Source organism: Cupriavidus sp. GA3-3, assembly GCF_000389805.1.
GTDB classification, from domain to species: domain Bacteria; phylum Pseudomonadota; class Gammaproteobacteria; order Burkholderiales; family Burkholderiaceae; genus Cupriavidus; species Cupriavidus necator_D.
Genome location: NZ_KB944460.1, coordinates 194307 through 210294, shown reverse-complemented (window position 1 = coordinate 210294; position 15988 = coordinate 194307). Strand labels below are relative to the sequence as shown.

The window sequence follows — 15988 nt, the reverse complement described above, 5'->3', positions numbered from 1 at the left end:
ATGCAAAGCAATGCCGCGCCTTTGATGACCCACGCGATCGCGAGCCAGCCCTGGTTGTCCGCGACGAGCCCCACCCTGCAGAGCCGCTGGGATGGCTGCGCGCTGCAGCTAAGCCTCGACGGCACGCCGCTGCAGGCCTGGCAGTTTACGCCCGGCACCCAGCCGCGGCTGGCACTTGCCGATACCGACCCGGTCCATCCGCTGGCGCGCGCCGCGACCTTTGCCGCCTGCGAGGCGGTGCTGGCGCGCACCCCCGCGACGCAGGCAATCGCGCTGGACCTGCCCGATGCCATCGCCAACGCAATGCTGCGCGAGGGCAGCGCCACGCGCGCGGCCGGCGGCGAGCTGGTGACGCGCGTCGAGCAGCTCTGGCAACTGCCGGCGCTGTGGCACACCGGCACCTCGGGCCGCGACTATCCGCTGCAATACGCGATGACCCAGGGCCGGCGCCATCCGCTGCGCGCGCCCAAGCCGTCGGGCCAGGTCTATGCACGCCATATCCCGTGGCTCGGCCAGGTGTTCTCGATGCGGGTGGCCGATCTCGATGCCGACCTGGCGTGCTTCCACGGCTGGATGAACGATCCGCGCGTGGCGGCGTTCTGGGAGGAAGAAGGCGATCTGGAAAAGCATCGCGATTACCTGTCGGCGCAGCTGGCCGACCCGCACACCATCCCGCTGATCGGCTGCCTGGACGGCAAGCCGTTCGCGTACTTCGAGGTGTACTGGGCCAAGGAGAACCGCATCGGCCCCTACTACGACGTCGACGACTTCGACCGCGGCTGGCACGTGCTGATCGGTGACGGCGAGATCCGTGGCAAGGCGTATATCAGCGCCTGGCTGCCGTCGCTGATGCACTACATGTTCCTGGACGACCCGCGCACGCAGCGCATCGTCGGCGAGCCCCGCATCGATCATGTGCAGCAGATCCGCAACCTGGACCGTTCCGGGTTTGCCAAGGTCAAGGCCTTCGACTTCCCGCACAAGCGCGCCATGCTGGTGATGCTGCTGCGCGAACGCTTCTTCGGCGAGCGCCTGTGGGTGCCGCAGGACGACGGGCAGGCGCAGCTGTCCGGTGCAGAACCGACCGCGCTGGCGGCCTGAGCCAGCCGCGCAAGGAGAGACCATGCTCTATTCCGCTTCCACCTTCGCCGCCCACGGCACCGATGCCGGTGCAGGGCCCGTGCTCGACCTGCTGGGCATCGGCTTCGGGCCTTCCAACCTCGCGCTGGCAGTGGCCCTGCGCGAAATGCTGCCGCAGCAGGCACCGTTCCGCTTCGGCTTTGTCGAGAAGAAACCGGGCTTCGTCTGGCACGGCAATATGCTGCTCGACAACAGCCGCATGCAGATCTCGTTCCTGAAGGACCTGGTCACGATGCGCAATCCGGCCAGCCGCTATACCTTCATCAACTACCTGCACGAGCGCGAGCGGCTGCTGGACTTCATCAACACCCGCACCTTCTATCCCAGCCGCTACGAGTTCAACGACTACCTGTCCTGGGTGGCGGGTGATTTTGCCGACGCCTGTCACTACGGCGAGGAAGTGGTTTCGGTCGCGCCCGAGCCCGCCGGCGGCAATGGCGATCTGGCCTGCCTGCGCGTGACCTCGCGCACGGCGGAAGGGGCGCTGACCGAGCGCCGCGCGCGCAACGTGGTGGTCAGCGTCGGCGGCGCGCCCAGCATTCCGGACGCCTTCGTGCCGCTGCGCGGCCACCCGCGGGTGTTCCATTCGTCGTCGTATCTCGAGTCGCTGGAGCGGCTGGAGCGCACAGCGCCCGTGCGGCGCGTGGCAGTAATTGGTTCGGGCCAGAGCGCCGCCGAGATTTTCCTGGACCTGCATGGCCGCGAAGGCGGCATTGCGGTCGACCTGGTCAGCCGTGCGCCGGCGCTCAAGCCGGCCGACGACAGCCCCTTCGTCAACGAGATCTTCAACCCGCGCTATATCGACTACCTGTTCTCGCGCGAGGCGACTGAGCGCGAGCAACTGCTGCGCGAGTTCGGTAATACCAACTACGCGGTGGTCGATACCGACCTGATCGAAGCCATTTACGAGGTGCTGTACCAGCAGAAGGTCACCGGCAAGGTGCGCCACCGCCTGCTGGCCGGCAGCGAGGCCCGCCATGCCGAGGCCGATGCCGACGGCGTGCGGCTGGACATTGCGCGGCGTGACGATGGCGCGCATCAGTTGCAGCGCTATGACGCGGTCATCCTCGCCACGGGCTACCGGCGCGAGCTGCACCAGTCGCTGCTGGCGCCGCTGGCGTCCTACCTGGACGACGCCAAGGGCTTCCAGGCCGACCGCGACTACCGGCTGCAGATGGCGCCGGGCTGCCAGGCGGGCGTATTCCTGCAGGGCTGCTGCGAAGCGACGCACGGCTTGTCGGACACGCTGCTGTCGGTGCTGGCGGTGCGCGCGCAGGAGATTGCGGCCGCCGTGCTGGGCAACCGGGCGGGTGCGGCGTGCGCCATGGAGGCCGAGCCGCCTCGCAGCCGCCCCGCGCGCGTCGCGCACGCCGGCACGCACTGAGGTATCGCCCATACAAAGCAATATGAGGACCGGCGGCCGCGACCAGGCGGCCAGCCGGGTCCCACGGCCTGGAATTTCACAACCGAGCAGGGGAGTAAGAAGGAAATGAAACACAGCAACAGACGCGCGACCGAACGCGCGCGGGCAACACGGCATGGGTCCGTGCAGTGCCGCACCGCCATGCGCTGGATCCCGGCCGCCGTTGGCCTGATGGTCAGCGCGTCGGCTTTCGGACAGGAAAACGTGATAGGTTCGGCATCGTCGGCAACGCAGGCGGAGCAGCCGGCCCCCGCGGGCAGACCCGCCCGGCAACCGGAGCCTTCGCTGCCGGCGGTGACAGTCAACGGCGCCCGCGAAAACCCCGTCAACCCGCCTACTACCGCTGGCAGCAAGGTGCCGCTGACCGCGCGCGAGGTGCCGCAATCGGTCACCGTGGTCAACGCCGAGCGCATCCGCGAGCAGAACCTGACCACGCTGGAAGACGCGATGATGCAGGCTACCGGCGTGTTCGTCGAAAAGCGTGACCAGGAGCGTTCGATCTATTATTCGCGCGGGCTGGAGATCGACACCTTCATGCTGGACGGCGTGCCGACCAAGTATGACTGGCGCAACACCGTGCAGCCGGACCTGTCGATGATCGAGCGGGTGGAAGTGCTCAAGGGGCCGTCGGGCCTGCTCGCCGGGGCGGGCAAGACCGGCGGCGCGATCAACCTGGTGCGCAAGCGCCCGACGCGAGAAACCCAGATCGGCGGCGCGCTGTCGGTGGGATCGTGGAACAACTACCGCGCCGAGGTGGATGCCGGCGGCGCGCTCAATGCCGACGGCACGCTGCGCGCGCGCATCACCGGCGCGTTCCAGGACAAGGACTCGTTCATCGACAAGACCAATATGCGCACCAGTGCGCTCTATGGCGTGATCGAGTACGACATCACGCCCAGCACGCTGGTGACGGTCGGCGCGAGCTACCAGGATTCGGAAGGCCGCCAGCCGTGGACGCTGCCGGCCTACTTCAACCCGGTCACGCGCCAGGCCAGCCTGCTCGACGTGCCGCGCTCGACTTACCTGGGCGCGGACTGGAACCGCGACCACTTCTATACCACCTCGGCCTTCGCCGAGCTGGAGCACAAGTTCAACAGCGGCTGGCAGGTCAAGGGTGCGCTGCGCTACCTGAACAACCGCCTGAACCGCGAGCAGGCCTATGCCTATACGCCGGTGATCCCGGGCGTGAACACGACCACGCTGTTCGCGGCCAAGCAGACCTACACGCAGGAGCAGACCAGCTTCGACCTCTACGCCAACGGGCCGTTTTCGCTGTTCGGGCGCCGGCACAAGGCGCTGGTCGGCTTCAATTTTTCCGATTCGGAACGGCGCGACCCCCGGTATGCCATTTCGCCGTTCTCGCAGGTCGTGAACATCTTCAACCCGCGCAGCGACTTCGCCAAGCCAACCTTCATCCCCAATGGCACAGGCATCACCACCACGACCAGGCAGTACGGCGTCTACGGCGACGCGCGCTTCTCGCTGGCGGATCCGGTGACGCTGGTGCTGGGCGGGCGGCTGAGCTGGTGGGACATCAGCGCGCGCCAGTACACGTCGACCACCAGCGTGACCCGGGGCGACGACATCAACGCCAAGTTCACGCCGTTCGCCGGGCTGATCTACGACTTCACCGAACACTGGTCGGCCTATGCCAGCTATGCCGAGATCTTCCAGCCGCAGGATGAGTACCTGACCGCCAGCGGCAACCTGGTCGATCCGATCAAGGGCAAGCAGTACGAGGTCGGCGTCAAGGGCGAATTTTTCGAGGGCGCGCTGAACACCTCGCTGGCACTGTTCGAGGTACGCGAGACCGGTCGCGCCACGCTCGACAATATCAACACGACCAATCCGAGCAATCCGTTCTTCGTGTCGCAGGGCGAGACCAAGAGCCAGGGCTTCGAGCTGGAAGCCAGCGGCCGCATCACGCCGAGCTGGACCATCTACGCCGGCTATACGTTCAACGTCACGCAGGACCTGCAGAACCGCACCGGCCAGGTCAACACGCCGTTCTCGGCGATTGCCCCCAAGCACCTGTTCAAGCTGTGGACGATGTACCGCCTGCCCGGCGATTTCAACCGCTGGCGCATCGGTGGCGGCATGACCGCGGTCAGCCATGTGCAGAACACCGCGCTGTTCCCCGCGCCGATTGGTGCGGTCACGCTGCGCCGCGGCGGCTATGCGACGTTCGATGCCGCGATCGGCTACGACTTCAACAAGCACGTGTCGGCGGACCTGAACCTGACCAACCTGTTCGACCGCAGCTACTACTCACGGATCAACAACCCGCGCGAAGGCAACATCTGGGGCCAGCCGCGCGCGGCCATGTTCACCGTGCGCATGAAGATGTAAACGCAGCGGCCTTCGTGGTGGTGCGATGCCATTGCACTACCACGCCGGCCGCGCGTTGCGAAGAATTCCAATGAACGACAGTCCCTCATCCCTGCCATCGCGCCGCGCCTTCCCGCGCGCGCTGGCCATGACCGCCCGCGCGCTGGCCGCGCTGGCGGGCAGCTATGCCTTTGTCTGGGGCATCACCGCCGGCGGCGCCGCGCTCGGTTGGCGCCTGGGCCTGGCCCGCAGCGAGGCCGTGCTCTGGTTTTCGATGCTGGCCTTCCTCCTGTTTCCGATGATGTCACTGTGGGCGCTGGTGACGCGGCACCTGCTGCGCGTGTGGCTGGTGCTGGCGGCCGGCGCGGCCATCGGCGCCGGCGTGGCGTGGTGGCTGGGGGAGAAGCTGGCGTGACGCGACCCGCACGAAATAACAAGGCCCGCGCACAGAAGGCCGATGCACATGCCGGCGGCCTGCGCCAGGCCATGACCTGGGCGCACACCTGGATTGGCGTACTGCTCGGCGGTGTGCTGATGGTGGCGTTCTTCATGGGCTCGGTGGCGGTGTTCGACCGCGAGGTCGACCGCTGGATGATGCCGGCCACGCGCCTGGACGCAGCGCCGCCCACGATCGACATCGACACCGTGGTGCCGCGCGCCGTGGCGGCGCTGGCGAGCGGCAAGCCGCTGCGCGAATGGGCGGTCACGCTGCCCGAGCAGCGCACCCCGGTGATGATCGCGCGCGTGCGCTATGCCGCCGCGGGCGGGCAGATCCGCCTGGCCGATCCGCGCAGCGGCGAGCTGCTGCCTGACGTGGGCACCTTGGGCGCGTCGTCGTTCTTCTATCCGCTGCACTACAACCTGCACCTGCGCGCCTGGAACATCGGCTACTGGCTGGTGGGCCTGGCGGCGATGGCGATGCTGGCGGCGATCGTGTCGGGGGTGATCATCCACGTCCGCATCTTCCGCGACTTCTTTACGTTCCGGCCGCGCAAGCAGCTGCAGCGCAGCCTGCTGGACCTGCACAACCTGACCGGCGTGCTGGCGCTGCCGTTCCATGCGGTGATTACGTTCTCCGGGATCTGCATTGTCTACATGATCCTGATGCCGGCCGGCATCGGCGCGTTGTACCAGCAGCCGAACACCTTCTACGACCAGGCCTTGTCCGGCTACTCGCGCCCGCCCGCCGGGGTGGCGGCACCGATGGCCGCGCTGGGGCCGATGGTCGAGACCGCGCGCGCGCGCTGGGGCGGGGCGGCGCCGGCCGCGATCCGGGTGTGGAACCCCGGCGATGCCAACGCCGTGGTCAAGGTGAGCCGCTCGGTGGGCGACCGCGTCAGCATGGCCGACGACGCCGCCTACTTCGACGGCGCCACCGGTGCGTTGCTGCATCACGTGCCGTTGCAGCCCGCTGCGACCACGCAGCGCTTCCTGACCGGCATGCACTTCATCGCGTTCGATCACTGGCCGCTGCGCTGGCTGTATTTCCTGGCCGGGCTGGCGGGGTGCGTGCTGATCGCTACCGGGCAGTTGTACTGGCTCGACAAGCGCCATGCGCGCCACGGCGAAAAGGGCGTGCGGCTGGCGGCCGCGGTCACCGCGGGTACCACCACGGGCCTGGTCATCGCCACGCTGGCGATGATGGTGGCCAACCGGCTGCTGCCGATGACGCTGCCGTCGCGCGAGTTTATCGAGGCCGGGCTGTTCTTCCTGGTCTGGCTGACCACCGCGATCCATGCGCGGGTGGCGATGCGTCCGGGCAGCCGCACGCTGGTGCCATGGCGCCAGCAATGCCTGGCGATCGCCGCGCTGGCGCTGGCGGCGCCGGTGCTCAACGGCCTGAGCACCGGCGACTGGTTGCCGCTGGCGCTGACGCGCGGCCACCTTGCCCTGGCCGGCGTCGACATCGTGCTGCTGCTGACAGGTGGGCTGGCGCTGGCGTCGGCGCGACGGCTGCGGCGCGTCGACGCGGCACGCCAGGCCCGGACCGCTGCTGCCAGCAGCCAGGCGCTAGAGGAGATGGACCGTGCCAATCACGCTTGAACACTTGCTGCTGCTGGGCCTGGCGCTGTGCGCGTACAGCGCTTTCGTGCTGTTTGCCTGCGCCACGGAGCGGCACTGGACCGAGTTGTCGGGGCAGGGCGCGGACCTGCCCGCCAGTGGCCGGCGGCGGCTGCGCTGCGCGGCCTGGGCGCTGGTGGCGCTTGGCGCCGTGGCCGCGCTGGCGGGCAACCGCACCGGCTTTGGCGTGCTGCTGTGGGCGCTGGCGATGATGGCGGGAGCGTTGGCGGTGTCGTTCACGCTGACCTGGCGGCGTGGCTGGCTGCAGGCGATCGCACGCGGGCTGATGGCTGTCTTGCGTATCTGAGACACGTGCCCCGCAAGGGACGCGCTTTTTATAGAAAAACGCAATTAACCGCCATAAGTTGCACCCGACCACGACCACGCATCCGCGTCAGGGCTGGCAGAGCCAGGGGGCGCCCCCAGCCCCGCGCATCATCGGCCTGCGCCGGTAAAGCCGCGCCCAGGCGGCGCCAGCAAGCGCCGCAGCCATTGCCGCCAGGTGCTCGCCGCCGGCCCGGCGCCTTGCCGGCAGCGCGTTACGTGCAGCGATGCCGTGGTGACGGCATACAGCTCGATATGGCCGCTGTCGGACAACGTAAAGCTCTCGCTCGCCGTCAGCGCCGTATCCTTCGGGTCTCCGTCGCGGATCAGCCAGAGTTCGCCTTCCGTGCAGCGCACGGCGACGTGTTCGCCGGGGCCCGCCACCAGCCGCAGCGAACTGCGTGCGGGCAGGGTGGCGGTCATGTCATTGCTCACCAGGAACATGATGGTCTCCAGGCTCAGTCGACAGCCAGCCCGTGCAACGCTGGCGGGATTGCCGCGCGTGCGGGGACTGTGCCGGGCCGGATGAAATCGGCGATGTGCCGGATCACGCCGGGGTCCAGCAGGATGCGGCGATGCCCCAGGCCGCTGGTCGTGACCAGTTGCGCGCCGGGCCAGGCGCCGGCGATGGCGGCGCCGTCTTCCCAGCGCACTTCCTTGTCGTCGCGGTCATGGATCACCAGCGTTGGCGGGACCGGCCGGGTGCGGCCGACGTCGGGCACGTTGAAAGCCGACCATGGCAGTCCCAGCCAGCGCTCGCTCTGGCGCTGCATGCGTGCCAGCACGCCGGGCGTGAAGCCCATTTGCCAGGCCAGCGACGCACACGCGGCGTGCATGTCGGCCGGCGAACCGACCAGCACGGCGGCGCGGGCGGGCAGGCCCTCGCGCAGCGCCAGCGCGGTGGCCGCGCCGCCGAGCGAATGCGCCACCACGGCGTGCACCGGCCCCGCGTGCCAGGCCGCGGCGAGCAGCGAGCGCGACATCTCCAGCACCGAGGTCTGCGCCGCGCCGCGCGCGCCGGCATCGGAGGCGCCGTGCGAAAGCGCATCGAAGGCCACCACGCGCATGCCGGCGGCCAGCAAGCCCTCGACAACCGCATGCCACTGGCCGGCATGTCCGCCCCAGCCATGCGCGAGCAGCACCACCGGGCCTGACCTGCCCCAGCGATAGACGCGCACGCGCCGGCTCGGGCCTTGGCCCGTCACCAGCGCCCAGTCGGCGCGCGCACTGTCCAGCAGGCGCCGTGCTGCCGATGTGGCGGCGGCGCGCGGCGGCTTGAACCAGATGTGCTCCAGCGCCCGCGCTGTCGCGCCGGGCCTGACCATGCTGCCCGCCTGCCAGCGCAACCGCTGCCAGCCCTGCAAGGCCCGCTCCACCGCGCCGGACTTGCCGGCGCGCGCGGGCAAGGGCGCGGCGGTGGGGGATGAGGAAACCGGGGAAGGAGAAGAGACTGCTTGCGTCACGACCTGCACCTCCAATGGATTCTGGATTGCACGGCATCATCGGCACCGGCCCCGCCGGCGGTTTTCCGTGCTGTTGTTACGACCGACCAGTCGTGCTTTTTTCGGTACAAAAAAAGCCCGCCGGAGCGGCTGCCAACCTGCCGGCGGGATAGCGCCGGCGCCAATGTGGGTTCAGTGGGCGCGGGCGCCCTCGGCGGCACGGGTCACCAGGGCCGCAAATGCGCGCCGCGCCATGGTCTCGGCATCGTCGCGGCCAAGCAGCTTGAACGACTGCTGGAAGGCCATGCCGATACCCGAGAGTTCGAAAGCAAATTGCCGGGGGTCGGTATCCGGCCCGAAATGGCCCTCATCGATGGCGTCGGCCACCACGCGCGCAACCGTGCTGTGCCAGTCCTTCAGCGACTGCACCACCAGGTCGCGGATCGAGCCCGGCCGGTCGCGGTATTCCTGGCCCAGCGCCGTGAACAGGCAACGTCCCTGCGTCACCGTGCCGCCCAGCCATTCCAGGTAGCCTTCGAACAGCCCCTGCAGCCGCGGCATGCCGCGCGGCTGGCGCATCGCCGGCCGGATCACGATCTCGCCGAAGCGCTCAACGGCCAGGTCCAGCACTGCCTGCTGCAACATCTCCTTGGACTTGAAGTGTGCATACAGGCCGCTCTTCGACATATTGGTGTCCGCGGCCAGCGTGGCCAGCGACAATTGTTCGAAGCCGACCTTGGCAGCGGTGTCCAGTGCCTGTTCGACGATGGCGTTGCGGGTGAGTTGTCCTTTCTGCATGGTGTGGAGAATAGCACGACCGGTCGGTTTGTCAACGAAACCAGATGCATGGTATTTGCCCCGACTTGCGCACTTGTGTCCGGGAGGCCATAACGTCATATGGATATGCATGTGACGTCAACGCAAACCGCCAAGGCCCGTTAGAGACTGGGCGGTGCAGCGTTGTTGTGCACGATCCGGCTCTTTGATGTTCGCCAACCGGCCGATGTCAGGGCGGGATTGCGGACTTCTAAGAAATCTGCACAAAGTGTTTCTGCGGTTACATACGGAACGCTTTGCGTGCTCTATACTCGAATGCACGTCCGCGCACTTTTTTTCACTGGTGACTGGAGACCGACATGAACAGTACAGCCGTGCCAAGAGGCGCTAGCGAACCGTTCCGGCAACTGCGGGCGTTGCGTCGCGCGCGCAAGCTCAAGCAGGAGGACGTCGCCCGTAAAGCGGGGATTTCCCGGGAAGCCTACCTGCGGGCGGAGTCGGGTCAGGCCGATCCCCGCATGTCGACGTTCCTGGCCGCCTGCGAGGCGCTGGGCCTGGAAGTCGTGCTGGCCCCGCAGCATCTTGCTGCAGACGTCAACGCATTTATTGCCAGCCGCAATGGCGGCGTGACGGCAGCTTCGATGGCAGGCCAGCCGGCCGCCGGAAGCACGGCCGCGCCGGCTGCGGCACCGGCTTCCGGAGGCGGTTTCGGCTCCGGGACCGGAGAGGGCCACAAGCCGGTCTGACCGGCCGCTGCCTGGCCGGCCGCGTTCGCAACGCGCCGGCACTGGAAGCCGGCCTCCAGGCCACCCATGACAACCGGCGCGGGGCTTTCCGCACCGCGCCGGTTGCTACCGTCCTGAGCGCCGTTCGCGACGCCTGGCGTGGATGACGCCGCAGGCCTGGCTGCCTGCTTCGGCGCTTTCCCGCATTTCCTGGTTTTTCCCGCTGCGTGAGCAACTGCCGCCGCGCAGGCGTCGACGCGTGCATCCCGCCGCTTCCTGGTTTTTTTCCCCGCTGTTCCCGTTTCCCACCTACAACTGCAATGCAAGCGGCGTTCGACGCATGCGTCAGCGGTGCCGTTTGACACGTCCGAAGTTGGCTATTACGATATGGTAAATTCATTACGTATTACGTAATTTATGCTCCGTGCACCGCGCACGGACTGAATACGGACCGGCAGGCACTCCCAGCAGAGGCCGCCAGGCGCCAGCGCAGCGCCAGATGGACTGAGACCCAGGAACGCTGACGACACCATGACACTTACGCACACCCAGCTCGCCGAGCACGGCTATATGTCCGGCTTCGCCAATGAATTCGCCACCGAGGCGCTGCCCGGTGCGCTGCCTGTAGGAAGGAACTCGCCGCAGTGCGCGCCCTACGGCCTGTACGCCGAGCAGCTGTCCGGCACGGCCTTCACCGCGCCGCGCGCGCACAACCGGCGCTCGTGGCTGTACCGCATTCGCCCGGCCGCGATGCATACGCCGTTCACGCAGATCGAGCAGTCGCGTTTCCTGAGCCGTTTCGACCAGGTGCCGCCGTCGCCCAACCAGATGCGCTGGAGCCCGCCGGCAATGCCGTCGGTGCCGACCGACTTTGTCGACGGCATCGTCACCATGGCCGGCAATGGCGGCCCCGAGGCCATGACCGGCTGCGGCATCCACCTGTACCTGGCCAACCAGTCGATGCAGGACCGGTTCTTCTACAACGCCGACGGCGAGATGCTGATCGTGCCGCAGCAGGGCCGCCTGCTGATGGTGACCGAGCTTGGCCGGCTGGAAGTGGAGCCGCAGGAGATCGTGGTGATCCCGCGCGGCGTGCGCTTCCGCGTGGAGCTGCCCGACGGCGAGGCGCGCGGCTATATCTGCGAGAACTACGGCGCCTTGTTCCAGCTGCCCGACCTGGGCGTGATCGGCTCCAACGGCCTGGCCAACCCGCGCGACTTCCTGTCGCCGGTTGCCAGCTATGAAGACCGCGAGGGTGATTTCGAGCTGGTGGCCAAGTTCCAGGGCAACCTGTGGCGCGCCGGGATCGGCCACTCGCCGCTGGACGTGGTGGCCTGGCATGGCAACTACACCCCGTACAAGTACGACCTGCGCCGCTTCAATACCATCGGTTCGATCAGCTTCGACCACCCGGATCCGTCGATCTTCCTGGTGCTGCAGTCGCCGTCGGCCACGCCGGGCGTGGACACCATCGACTTCGTCATCTTCGGGCCGCGCTGGCTGGCGATGCAGGACTCGTTCCGCCCGCCCTGGTTCCACCGCAATATCGCCAGCGAGTTCATGGGCCTGATCACCGGCATCTACGACGCCAAGGCCGAAGGCTTTGCCCCGGGCGGCGCCAGCCTGCACAACTGCATGAGCGGCCACGGCCCGGATGCGGAAACCTTCGAGAAGGCCAGCGCCGCCGATACCTCGAAGCCGCACCGCATCGAGGACACCATGGCCTTCATGTTCGAGACCCCGGGCGTGATCCGCCCGACGCCGTATGCCGCGCAGTCGGCCTCGCTGCAGCAGGACTACTACACGTGCTGGCAGGGCCTGAAGAAACACTTCAACCCGAACACCCGCTGATCTCGCGCGCCTGGCCGCCCGCCCGGCTTTCTCCCCTCGCGCAAGCGGGAGAGGGGCCGGGCGGAGAGAGCCGGCGCTCGTCGAGCATGATGCGTCACCGCACGCGACAAGTGCCACCAAATTTTCGGAGTATCCCAATGACCGCCCCCAAGACCAGCTGGATCGCTTCCGCCAACGACGGCCAGTCCCACTTCCCGCTGCAGAACCTGCCGTATGGCGTGTTTTCGACCAAGGGCCAGGCCCCGCGCGTCGGCGTTGCCATCGGCGACCAGGTGCTGGACCTCGCCGCGCTGGATGAGGCCGGCCTGCTGCCGGCCGCTGCCAAAGGCACGTTTGCCGCAAGCAGCCTGAACCGCTTTATCGCTTTGGGCAAGCCGGTGTGGAGCGAAACCCGCAAGCGCCTGGGCGCGCTGCTGTCTGGTGATGACGCCGCGCTGCGCGACAACGCCGCCCTGCGCGACCAGGCACTGGTGCCGATGTCGGCCGCGACGCTGCACCTGCCGGTGGAGATCCCGGGCTACACGGACTTCTATTCGTCCAGGGAGCACGCCACCAACGTCGGCCGCATGTTCCGCGACCCGGACAATGCGCTGCTGCCGAACTGGCTGGAAATCCCGATCGGCTACAACGGCCGTGCCAGCTCGGTGGTGGTGAGCGGCACGCCGCTGCATCGTCCCAACGGCCAGATCAAGCTGCCGAACGAGGCACGCCCGATCTTCAGCGCCTGCCGCAAGCTGGACTTTGAACTGGAGATGGGCTTTATCGTCGGCAAGGAATCGGCGCTGGGCGAGCCCGTCAGCACCGCCGATGCGCCGGCGCATATGTTCGGCATGGTGCTGCTCAATGACTGGAGCGCGCGCGATATCCAGCAGTGGGAATACGTGCCGCTGGGGCCGTTCAACAGCAAGGGCTTCGGCACCTCGATCTCGCCGTGGGTGGTGACGATGGAAGCGCTCGAGCCGTTCCGCCGCGACAACCCCGAGCAATCGCCGCAGCCGCTGCCGTACCTGCAGCAGCAGGACAAGAATGCCTACGACATCGCCCTGGAAGTCGCGCTGCAGCCGCAGGGCGCAGCGGCACCCAGCACCATCTGCCGCACCAACTTCAAGGCGATGTACTGGACCATGGCACAGCAGCTGGCCCACCACACGGTGTCGGGCTGCAATGTGCGCGTGGGCGACCTGATGGGCTCGGGCACGATCAGCGGCACCACGCCGGACTCCTACGGCAGCCTGCTGGAAATGACCCGCAACGGCGCCGAGCCGGTGACGCTGGCCGACGGCAGCCGCCGAGCCTTCCTGGAGGATGGCGACGACGTGATCATGACCGGCTACTGCCAGGGCGAAGGCTATCGCGTCGGCTTCGGCGCGGTGTCGGGCAAGATCCTGCCGGCGCGCTGAAGCGCTTCAGCCGGCGCCGCGGTCGGCGCTTTGGCCGACTGCGGCGGCATCCAGGATGACCGCCGCGCGGCCTGACAGCAGTGCCTGGCCCTTGGCGCTGACGGTGAAGGCATACAGCACGCTGCTGCCTTCACCGCTGATGCGCTGTGCCTCGACCTGCAGCGGCGCGTCGATATCGTCGAGCCGCTCCACATGGAGCACCAGCTTGCGCACGCTGGCCAGGTAGCCCGAGCGCGGGCGCTGTGCGCCCATTCCTGATTCCGCTTCCGCCAGCAATGCGCCGTGCACGGCCATGGCCTGTGCCGCGTATTCAATGCCGCTGAGCGCGGCCAGCCGGCCGTGCGCGCGCAGCGGGTTGTCCGCGCGCGTATGCGTGGCTGACGTGCAGCGAACCGATGCCGGATCCCAGGCCAGCACGCCGTCGAGCAGGCACATCGTGCCCTGGTGCGGAATGCGTGCCGCGATCCAGTCGCGGTCTTTCAGCAGCTCAGCCATCCGCCTGGCCGCCGAGGCTTTCCACCTCGGCCGCAAGCTGCAGCGTATCCAGATAATCGAGCACCACGGTGGTGGCCTCGCCGCGGGCGATGGCCGCCAGCAGCGGCAGCATGCGTGCGGCCGGTGCCGACGTGCGCAGTGCTTCCAGCGCGGCGTCCGGCATCACCGTGGCTGGCGCCTGCTTCAGCGCCACGCCGACGCGCGCGAGCGAACGCGCGGTCTGCCGCGGCGTGACCAGCAGGGCCACGCCGAAGGGATCGGGGATCGGGCGGTGGCTATGCAGCGGCTCGGGGTAGCCGGTGTCATAGGCGATCAGCAGGCAGGGTTCGGCATCGGCGGCGGCCTGCAGCACGCATTCGAGCAAGCCCGCGCTGCCACTGCCATCCATGGCGCACAGCACATTGGAGGTGCGCATCGCGCCCGCGGCGATCGACCAGTAGCCGGCGGTGGCGTTGTGCACGGAGTTGTGGAAGCGCGTGGGCGACATCAGCGGCTCGGGCTCGGCCAGCGCTTCGCAGATCGCATGGAAGTTGAAGCCGTCGCTGCTGGACGAGGCAAAGATCGTCGGCAGCTGCGCGGCTTCGCAGTCGCTGGCGGCGACGGCCTGCTGGCCGACACCAAGCGCCAGCCGTACGGTCGGGCCGGTGCGGCGACGCTCGGCCGGCGGCAGGCCCGCGGGTGGCGGCAGTTCGGTGGGCGCGTGCGCGTATGGCACGCGGCCGGCAAGGACTTCGGCGGCCTGCTGCCAGCCGGTCAGGCCGGGGCCGAGCAGGCCGATGCTTTCGATATACACGTGCTGCGGCATGGCGATGCTCAGTGGGAAGCCGCGTCCGCGCGGGCGAACAGCAGGCTGCAGTTGGATCCGCCGAAGCCGAAGGCATTGGTCATCGCATAGCGCAGCGGTGCCTCGCGGTTGGCGAGCTGGTAGTTCACGTCCAGCGCCGGATCCACCTGCGTGGTGTTGATGCCGCCGGGCATCAGGCCGTGGCGCAGCGCCAGCGCGCAAATGACGGCTTCGAGCGCGCCGGCGGCACCCAGCGCATGCCCGGTGGCGCCCTTGGTTGAGCTGCACGGCGTGCCGGGCAGCACCGCGGCCATGGCCATGGCCTCGGCCGCGTCGTTGCTGCGCGTGGCGGTGCCATGCAGGTTGACGTAGCCGACCTGCGCCGGCGCGACCCCCGCGCTGGCCAGTGCCTGCTCTAGTGCCAGGCGCGCGCCCAGCCCGTCGGGGTGCGGGGTCGACATATGGTGCGCATCGCTGGATTCGCCGATCCCGGCCAGCAGGATGGCATCGCCTTGCGCGCTGCCGGCCACGCGCTCGAGCAGGCCGAATGCCGCGCCCTCGCCGATCGAGATGCCGTTGCGCGCCACGTCATAGGGCCGGCACGGCTGGTCGGACAACAGCTCCAGCGAATTGAAGCCGTACAGCGTGGTGTGGCACAGCGAATCGACGCCGCCGACCACAGCCACATCGATCAGCCCTGCCTCCAGCATGCGCCGTGCCGAACTGAACACCTTGGCGCCGGATGAACAGGCCGAGGACACCGCAGCCGCGGGACCGGTCAGTCCCAGGTATTGGCGCAGGAAGGCAGGCAGCGAGTAGGGGTTGTGGGTGGTGGCGTAATGGAAGCCCGGCGGCAGCGCGCCGCTGGCAGGATCGCGCTGGCGATAGGCCAGTTCCGTCTGCAGCACGCCCGCGGTGCTGGTGCCCAGGAAGACGCCGACCCGGTGGGCGCCGTAGCGCGCCGCCGCTTCGCGCACGCGCGCGGCAAAGCCGTCCTGCTCCAGCGCCAGTTGCGCCAGCCGGTTGTTGCGGCAGTCGAATTCGGCCAGTGCGGGCGGCAGTGCCACGGTGTCCAGGCCGGGGACTTCGCCGACGAAGGTATCGAGCTCGACACCGACGAAGCGGCAGGGCGCCAGGCCGCCGCGCTGCGCACGCAGTGCCGACAGGGTGGCGTCTACACCGGCGCCAAGGCAGCTGGTGGCCGTGAAATGCGAGAACAGGAGCGGGGACACGGCTTA

General features: G+C 68.3%; 15 protein-coding genes. 9 read left to right on the top strand and 6 right to left on the bottom strand.

Features of this window, described 5'->3' with window-relative positions; genetic code table 11:
* The 6 genes from C265_RS00990 to C265_RS00965 all read left to right on the top strand — a co-directional run bounded on the left by C265_RS00990 (position 1) and on the right by C265_RS00965 (position 7259).
* Positions 1-1101: a GNAT family N-acetyltransferase gene (locus tag C265_RS00990; RefSeq protein WP_010810184.1), complete on the top strand. Its 1101-nt coding sequence runs from the start codon at positions 1-3 to the stop codon at positions 1099-1101.
* A 22-nt stretch (positions 1102-1123) separates the two neighbouring features.
* Entirely contained in the window at positions 1124-2524 is a 1401-nt protein-coding gene (locus C265_RS00985; RefSeq protein WP_010810183.1) for a lysine N(6)-hydroxylase/L-ornithine N(5)-oxygenase family protein, read from the top strand.
* 180 nt (positions 2525-2704) lie between these two features.
* A complete protein-coding gene (locus C265_RS00980; RefSeq protein ID WP_210401214.1) occupies positions 2705-4912 on the top strand; it encodes a TonB-dependent siderophore receptor in 2208 nt (735 codons plus the stop codon).
* A gap of 70 nt (positions 4913-4982) precedes the next feature.
* The gene (locus tag C265_RS00975; RefSeq protein WP_010810181.1) at positions 4983-5306 is read left to right on the top strand and encodes a hypothetical protein; all 324 of its coding nucleotides are present in this window, start codon (positions 4983-4985) and stop codon (positions 5304-5306) included.
* Positions 5303-6934 (top strand): PepSY domain-containing protein, encoded by a 1632-nt coding sequence (locus C265_RS00970; RefSeq protein WP_010810180.1) that lies wholly within the window; start codon positions 5303-5305, stop codon positions 6932-6934. The genes C265_RS00975 and C265_RS00970 overlap by 4 nt, the downstream gene beginning before the upstream one ends.
* A complete protein-coding gene (locus C265_RS00965; RefSeq protein ID WP_010810179.1) occupies positions 6918-7259 on the top strand; it encodes a DUF3325 domain-containing protein in 342 nt (113 codons plus the stop codon). The genes C265_RS00970 and C265_RS00965 overlap by 17 nt, the downstream gene beginning before the upstream one ends.
* Positions 7260-7387: 128 nt before the next feature.
* Here C265_RS00965 and C265_RS00960 read toward each other — a convergent pair whose 3' ends face one another.
* From C265_RS00960 to C265_RS00950, 3 genes are all read right to left on the bottom strand, one after another.
* Positions 7388-7720, bottom strand: coding sequence for a DUF2917 domain-containing protein (locus C265_RS00960; RefSeq protein WP_010810178.1), 333 nt, complete (start codon positions 7718-7720; stop codon positions 7388-7390).
* Between the two features lie 14 nt (positions 7721-7734).
* On the bottom strand, positions 7735-8739 hold the full coding sequence (locus tag C265_RS00955; protein WP_037023396.1) for an alpha/beta fold hydrolase: 1005 nt from the start codon (positions 8737-8739) through the stop codon (positions 7735-7737).
* A gap of 171 nt (positions 8740-8910) precedes the next feature.
* Complete coding sequence (locus C265_RS00950) at positions 8911-9516, bottom strand: TetR/AcrR family transcriptional regulator (protein ID WP_010810176.1); 606 nt, start codon at positions 9514-9516, stop codon at positions 8911-8913.
* Between the two features lie 338 nt (positions 9517-9854).
* Between C265_RS00950 and C265_RS31140 the strand changes: the two genes are divergently transcribed.
* The 3 genes from C265_RS31140 to fahA all read left to right on the top strand — a co-directional run bounded on the left by C265_RS31140 (position 9855) and on the right by fahA (position 13471).
* Complete coding sequence (locus C265_RS31140) at positions 9855-10241, top strand: helix-turn-helix domain-containing protein (protein WP_011617393.1); 387 nt, start codon at positions 9855-9857, stop codon at positions 10239-10241.
* Between the two features lie 510 nt (positions 10242-10751).
* The gene (hmgA, locus tag C265_RS00935; protein WP_010810174.1) at positions 10752-12071 is read left to right on the top strand and encodes a homogentisate 1,2-dioxygenase; all 1320 of its coding nucleotides are present in this window, start codon (positions 10752-10754) and stop codon (positions 12069-12071) included.
* Positions 12072-12208: 137 nt separating this feature from the next.
* Positions 12209-13471 carry a fumarylacetoacetase gene (fahA, locus tag C265_RS00930; protein ID WP_010810173.1) on the top strand — a complete coding sequence of 421 codons (1263 nt, stop codon included), beginning with the start codon at positions 12209-12211 and terminating at the stop codon, positions 13469-13471.
* Positions 13472-13477: 6 nt separating this feature from the next.
* Here fahA and C265_RS00925 read toward each other — a convergent pair whose 3' ends face one another.
* The 3 genes from C265_RS00925 to C265_RS00915 are packed head-to-tail and all read right to left on the bottom strand — an operon-like array spanning position 13478 to position 15982.
* The gene (locus tag C265_RS00925; protein ID WP_010810172.1) at positions 13478-13966 is read right to left on the bottom strand and encodes a 3-oxoacyl-ACP reductase; all 489 of its coding nucleotides are present in this window, start codon (positions 13964-13966) and stop codon (positions 13478-13480) included.
* Complete coding sequence (locus C265_RS00920) at positions 13959-14771, bottom strand: beta-ketoacyl synthase chain length factor (protein WP_010810171.1); 813 nt, start codon at positions 14769-14771, stop codon at positions 13959-13961. Before C265_RS00920 ends, C265_RS00925 begins: the two co-directional genes overlap by 8 nt.
* Before the next feature lie 8 nt (positions 14772-14779).
* Complete coding sequence (locus C265_RS00915; protein ID WP_010810170.1) at positions 14780-15982, bottom strand: beta-ketoacyl-[acyl-carrier-protein] synthase family protein; 1203 nt, start codon at positions 15980-15982, stop codon at positions 14780-14782.
* Positions 15983-15988: the final 6 nt, after the last annotated feature.

What these genes read in the sequence shown, in the direction of transcription:
- C265_RS00980 (WP_210401214.1), top strand. Translation starts at nt 2,705, where the DNA reads ATGCGCTGGATCCCGGCCGCCGTTGGCCTGATGGTCAGCGCGTCGGCT.
- hmgA (WP_010810174.1), top strand. Translation starts at nt 10,752, where the DNA reads ATGACACTTACGCACACCCAGCTCGCCGAGCACGGCTATATGTCCGGC.
- C265_RS00990 (WP_010810184.1), top strand. Translation starts at nt 1, where the DNA reads ATGCAAAGCAATGCCGCGCCTTTGATGACCCACGCGATCGCGAGCCAG.
- C265_RS00985 (WP_010810183.1), top strand. Translation starts at nt 1,124, where the DNA reads ATGCTCTATTCCGCTTCCACCTTCGCCGCCCACGGCACCGATGCCGGT.
- C265_RS00925 (WP_010810172.1), bottom strand. Translation starts at nt 13,966, where the DNA reads ATGGCTGAGCTGCTGAAAGACCGCGACTGGATCGCGGCACGCATTCCG.
- C265_RS00960 (WP_010810178.1), bottom strand. Translation starts at nt 7,720, where the DNA reads ATGTTCCTGGTGAGCAATGACATGACCGCCACCCTGCCCGCACGCAGT.
- C265_RS00920 (WP_010810171.1), bottom strand. Translation starts at nt 14,771, where the DNA reads ATGCCGCAGCACGTGTATATCGAAAGCATCGGCCTGCTCGGCCCCGGC.
- fahA (WP_010810173.1), top strand. Translation starts at nt 12,209, where the DNA reads ATGACCGCCCCCAAGACCAGCTGGATCGCTTCCGCCAACGACGGCCAG.
- C265_RS00950 (WP_010810176.1), bottom strand. Translation starts at nt 9,516, where the DNA reads ATGCAGAAAGGACAACTCACCCGCAACGCCATCGTCGAACAGGCACTG.
- C265_RS31140 (WP_011617393.1), top strand. Translation starts at nt 9,855, where the DNA reads ATGAACAGTACAGCCGTGCCAAGAGGCGCTAGCGAACCGTTCCGGCAA.
- C265_RS00975 (WP_010810181.1), top strand. Translation starts at nt 4,983, where the DNA reads ATGAACGACAGTCCCTCATCCCTGCCATCGCGCCGCGCCTTCCCGCGC.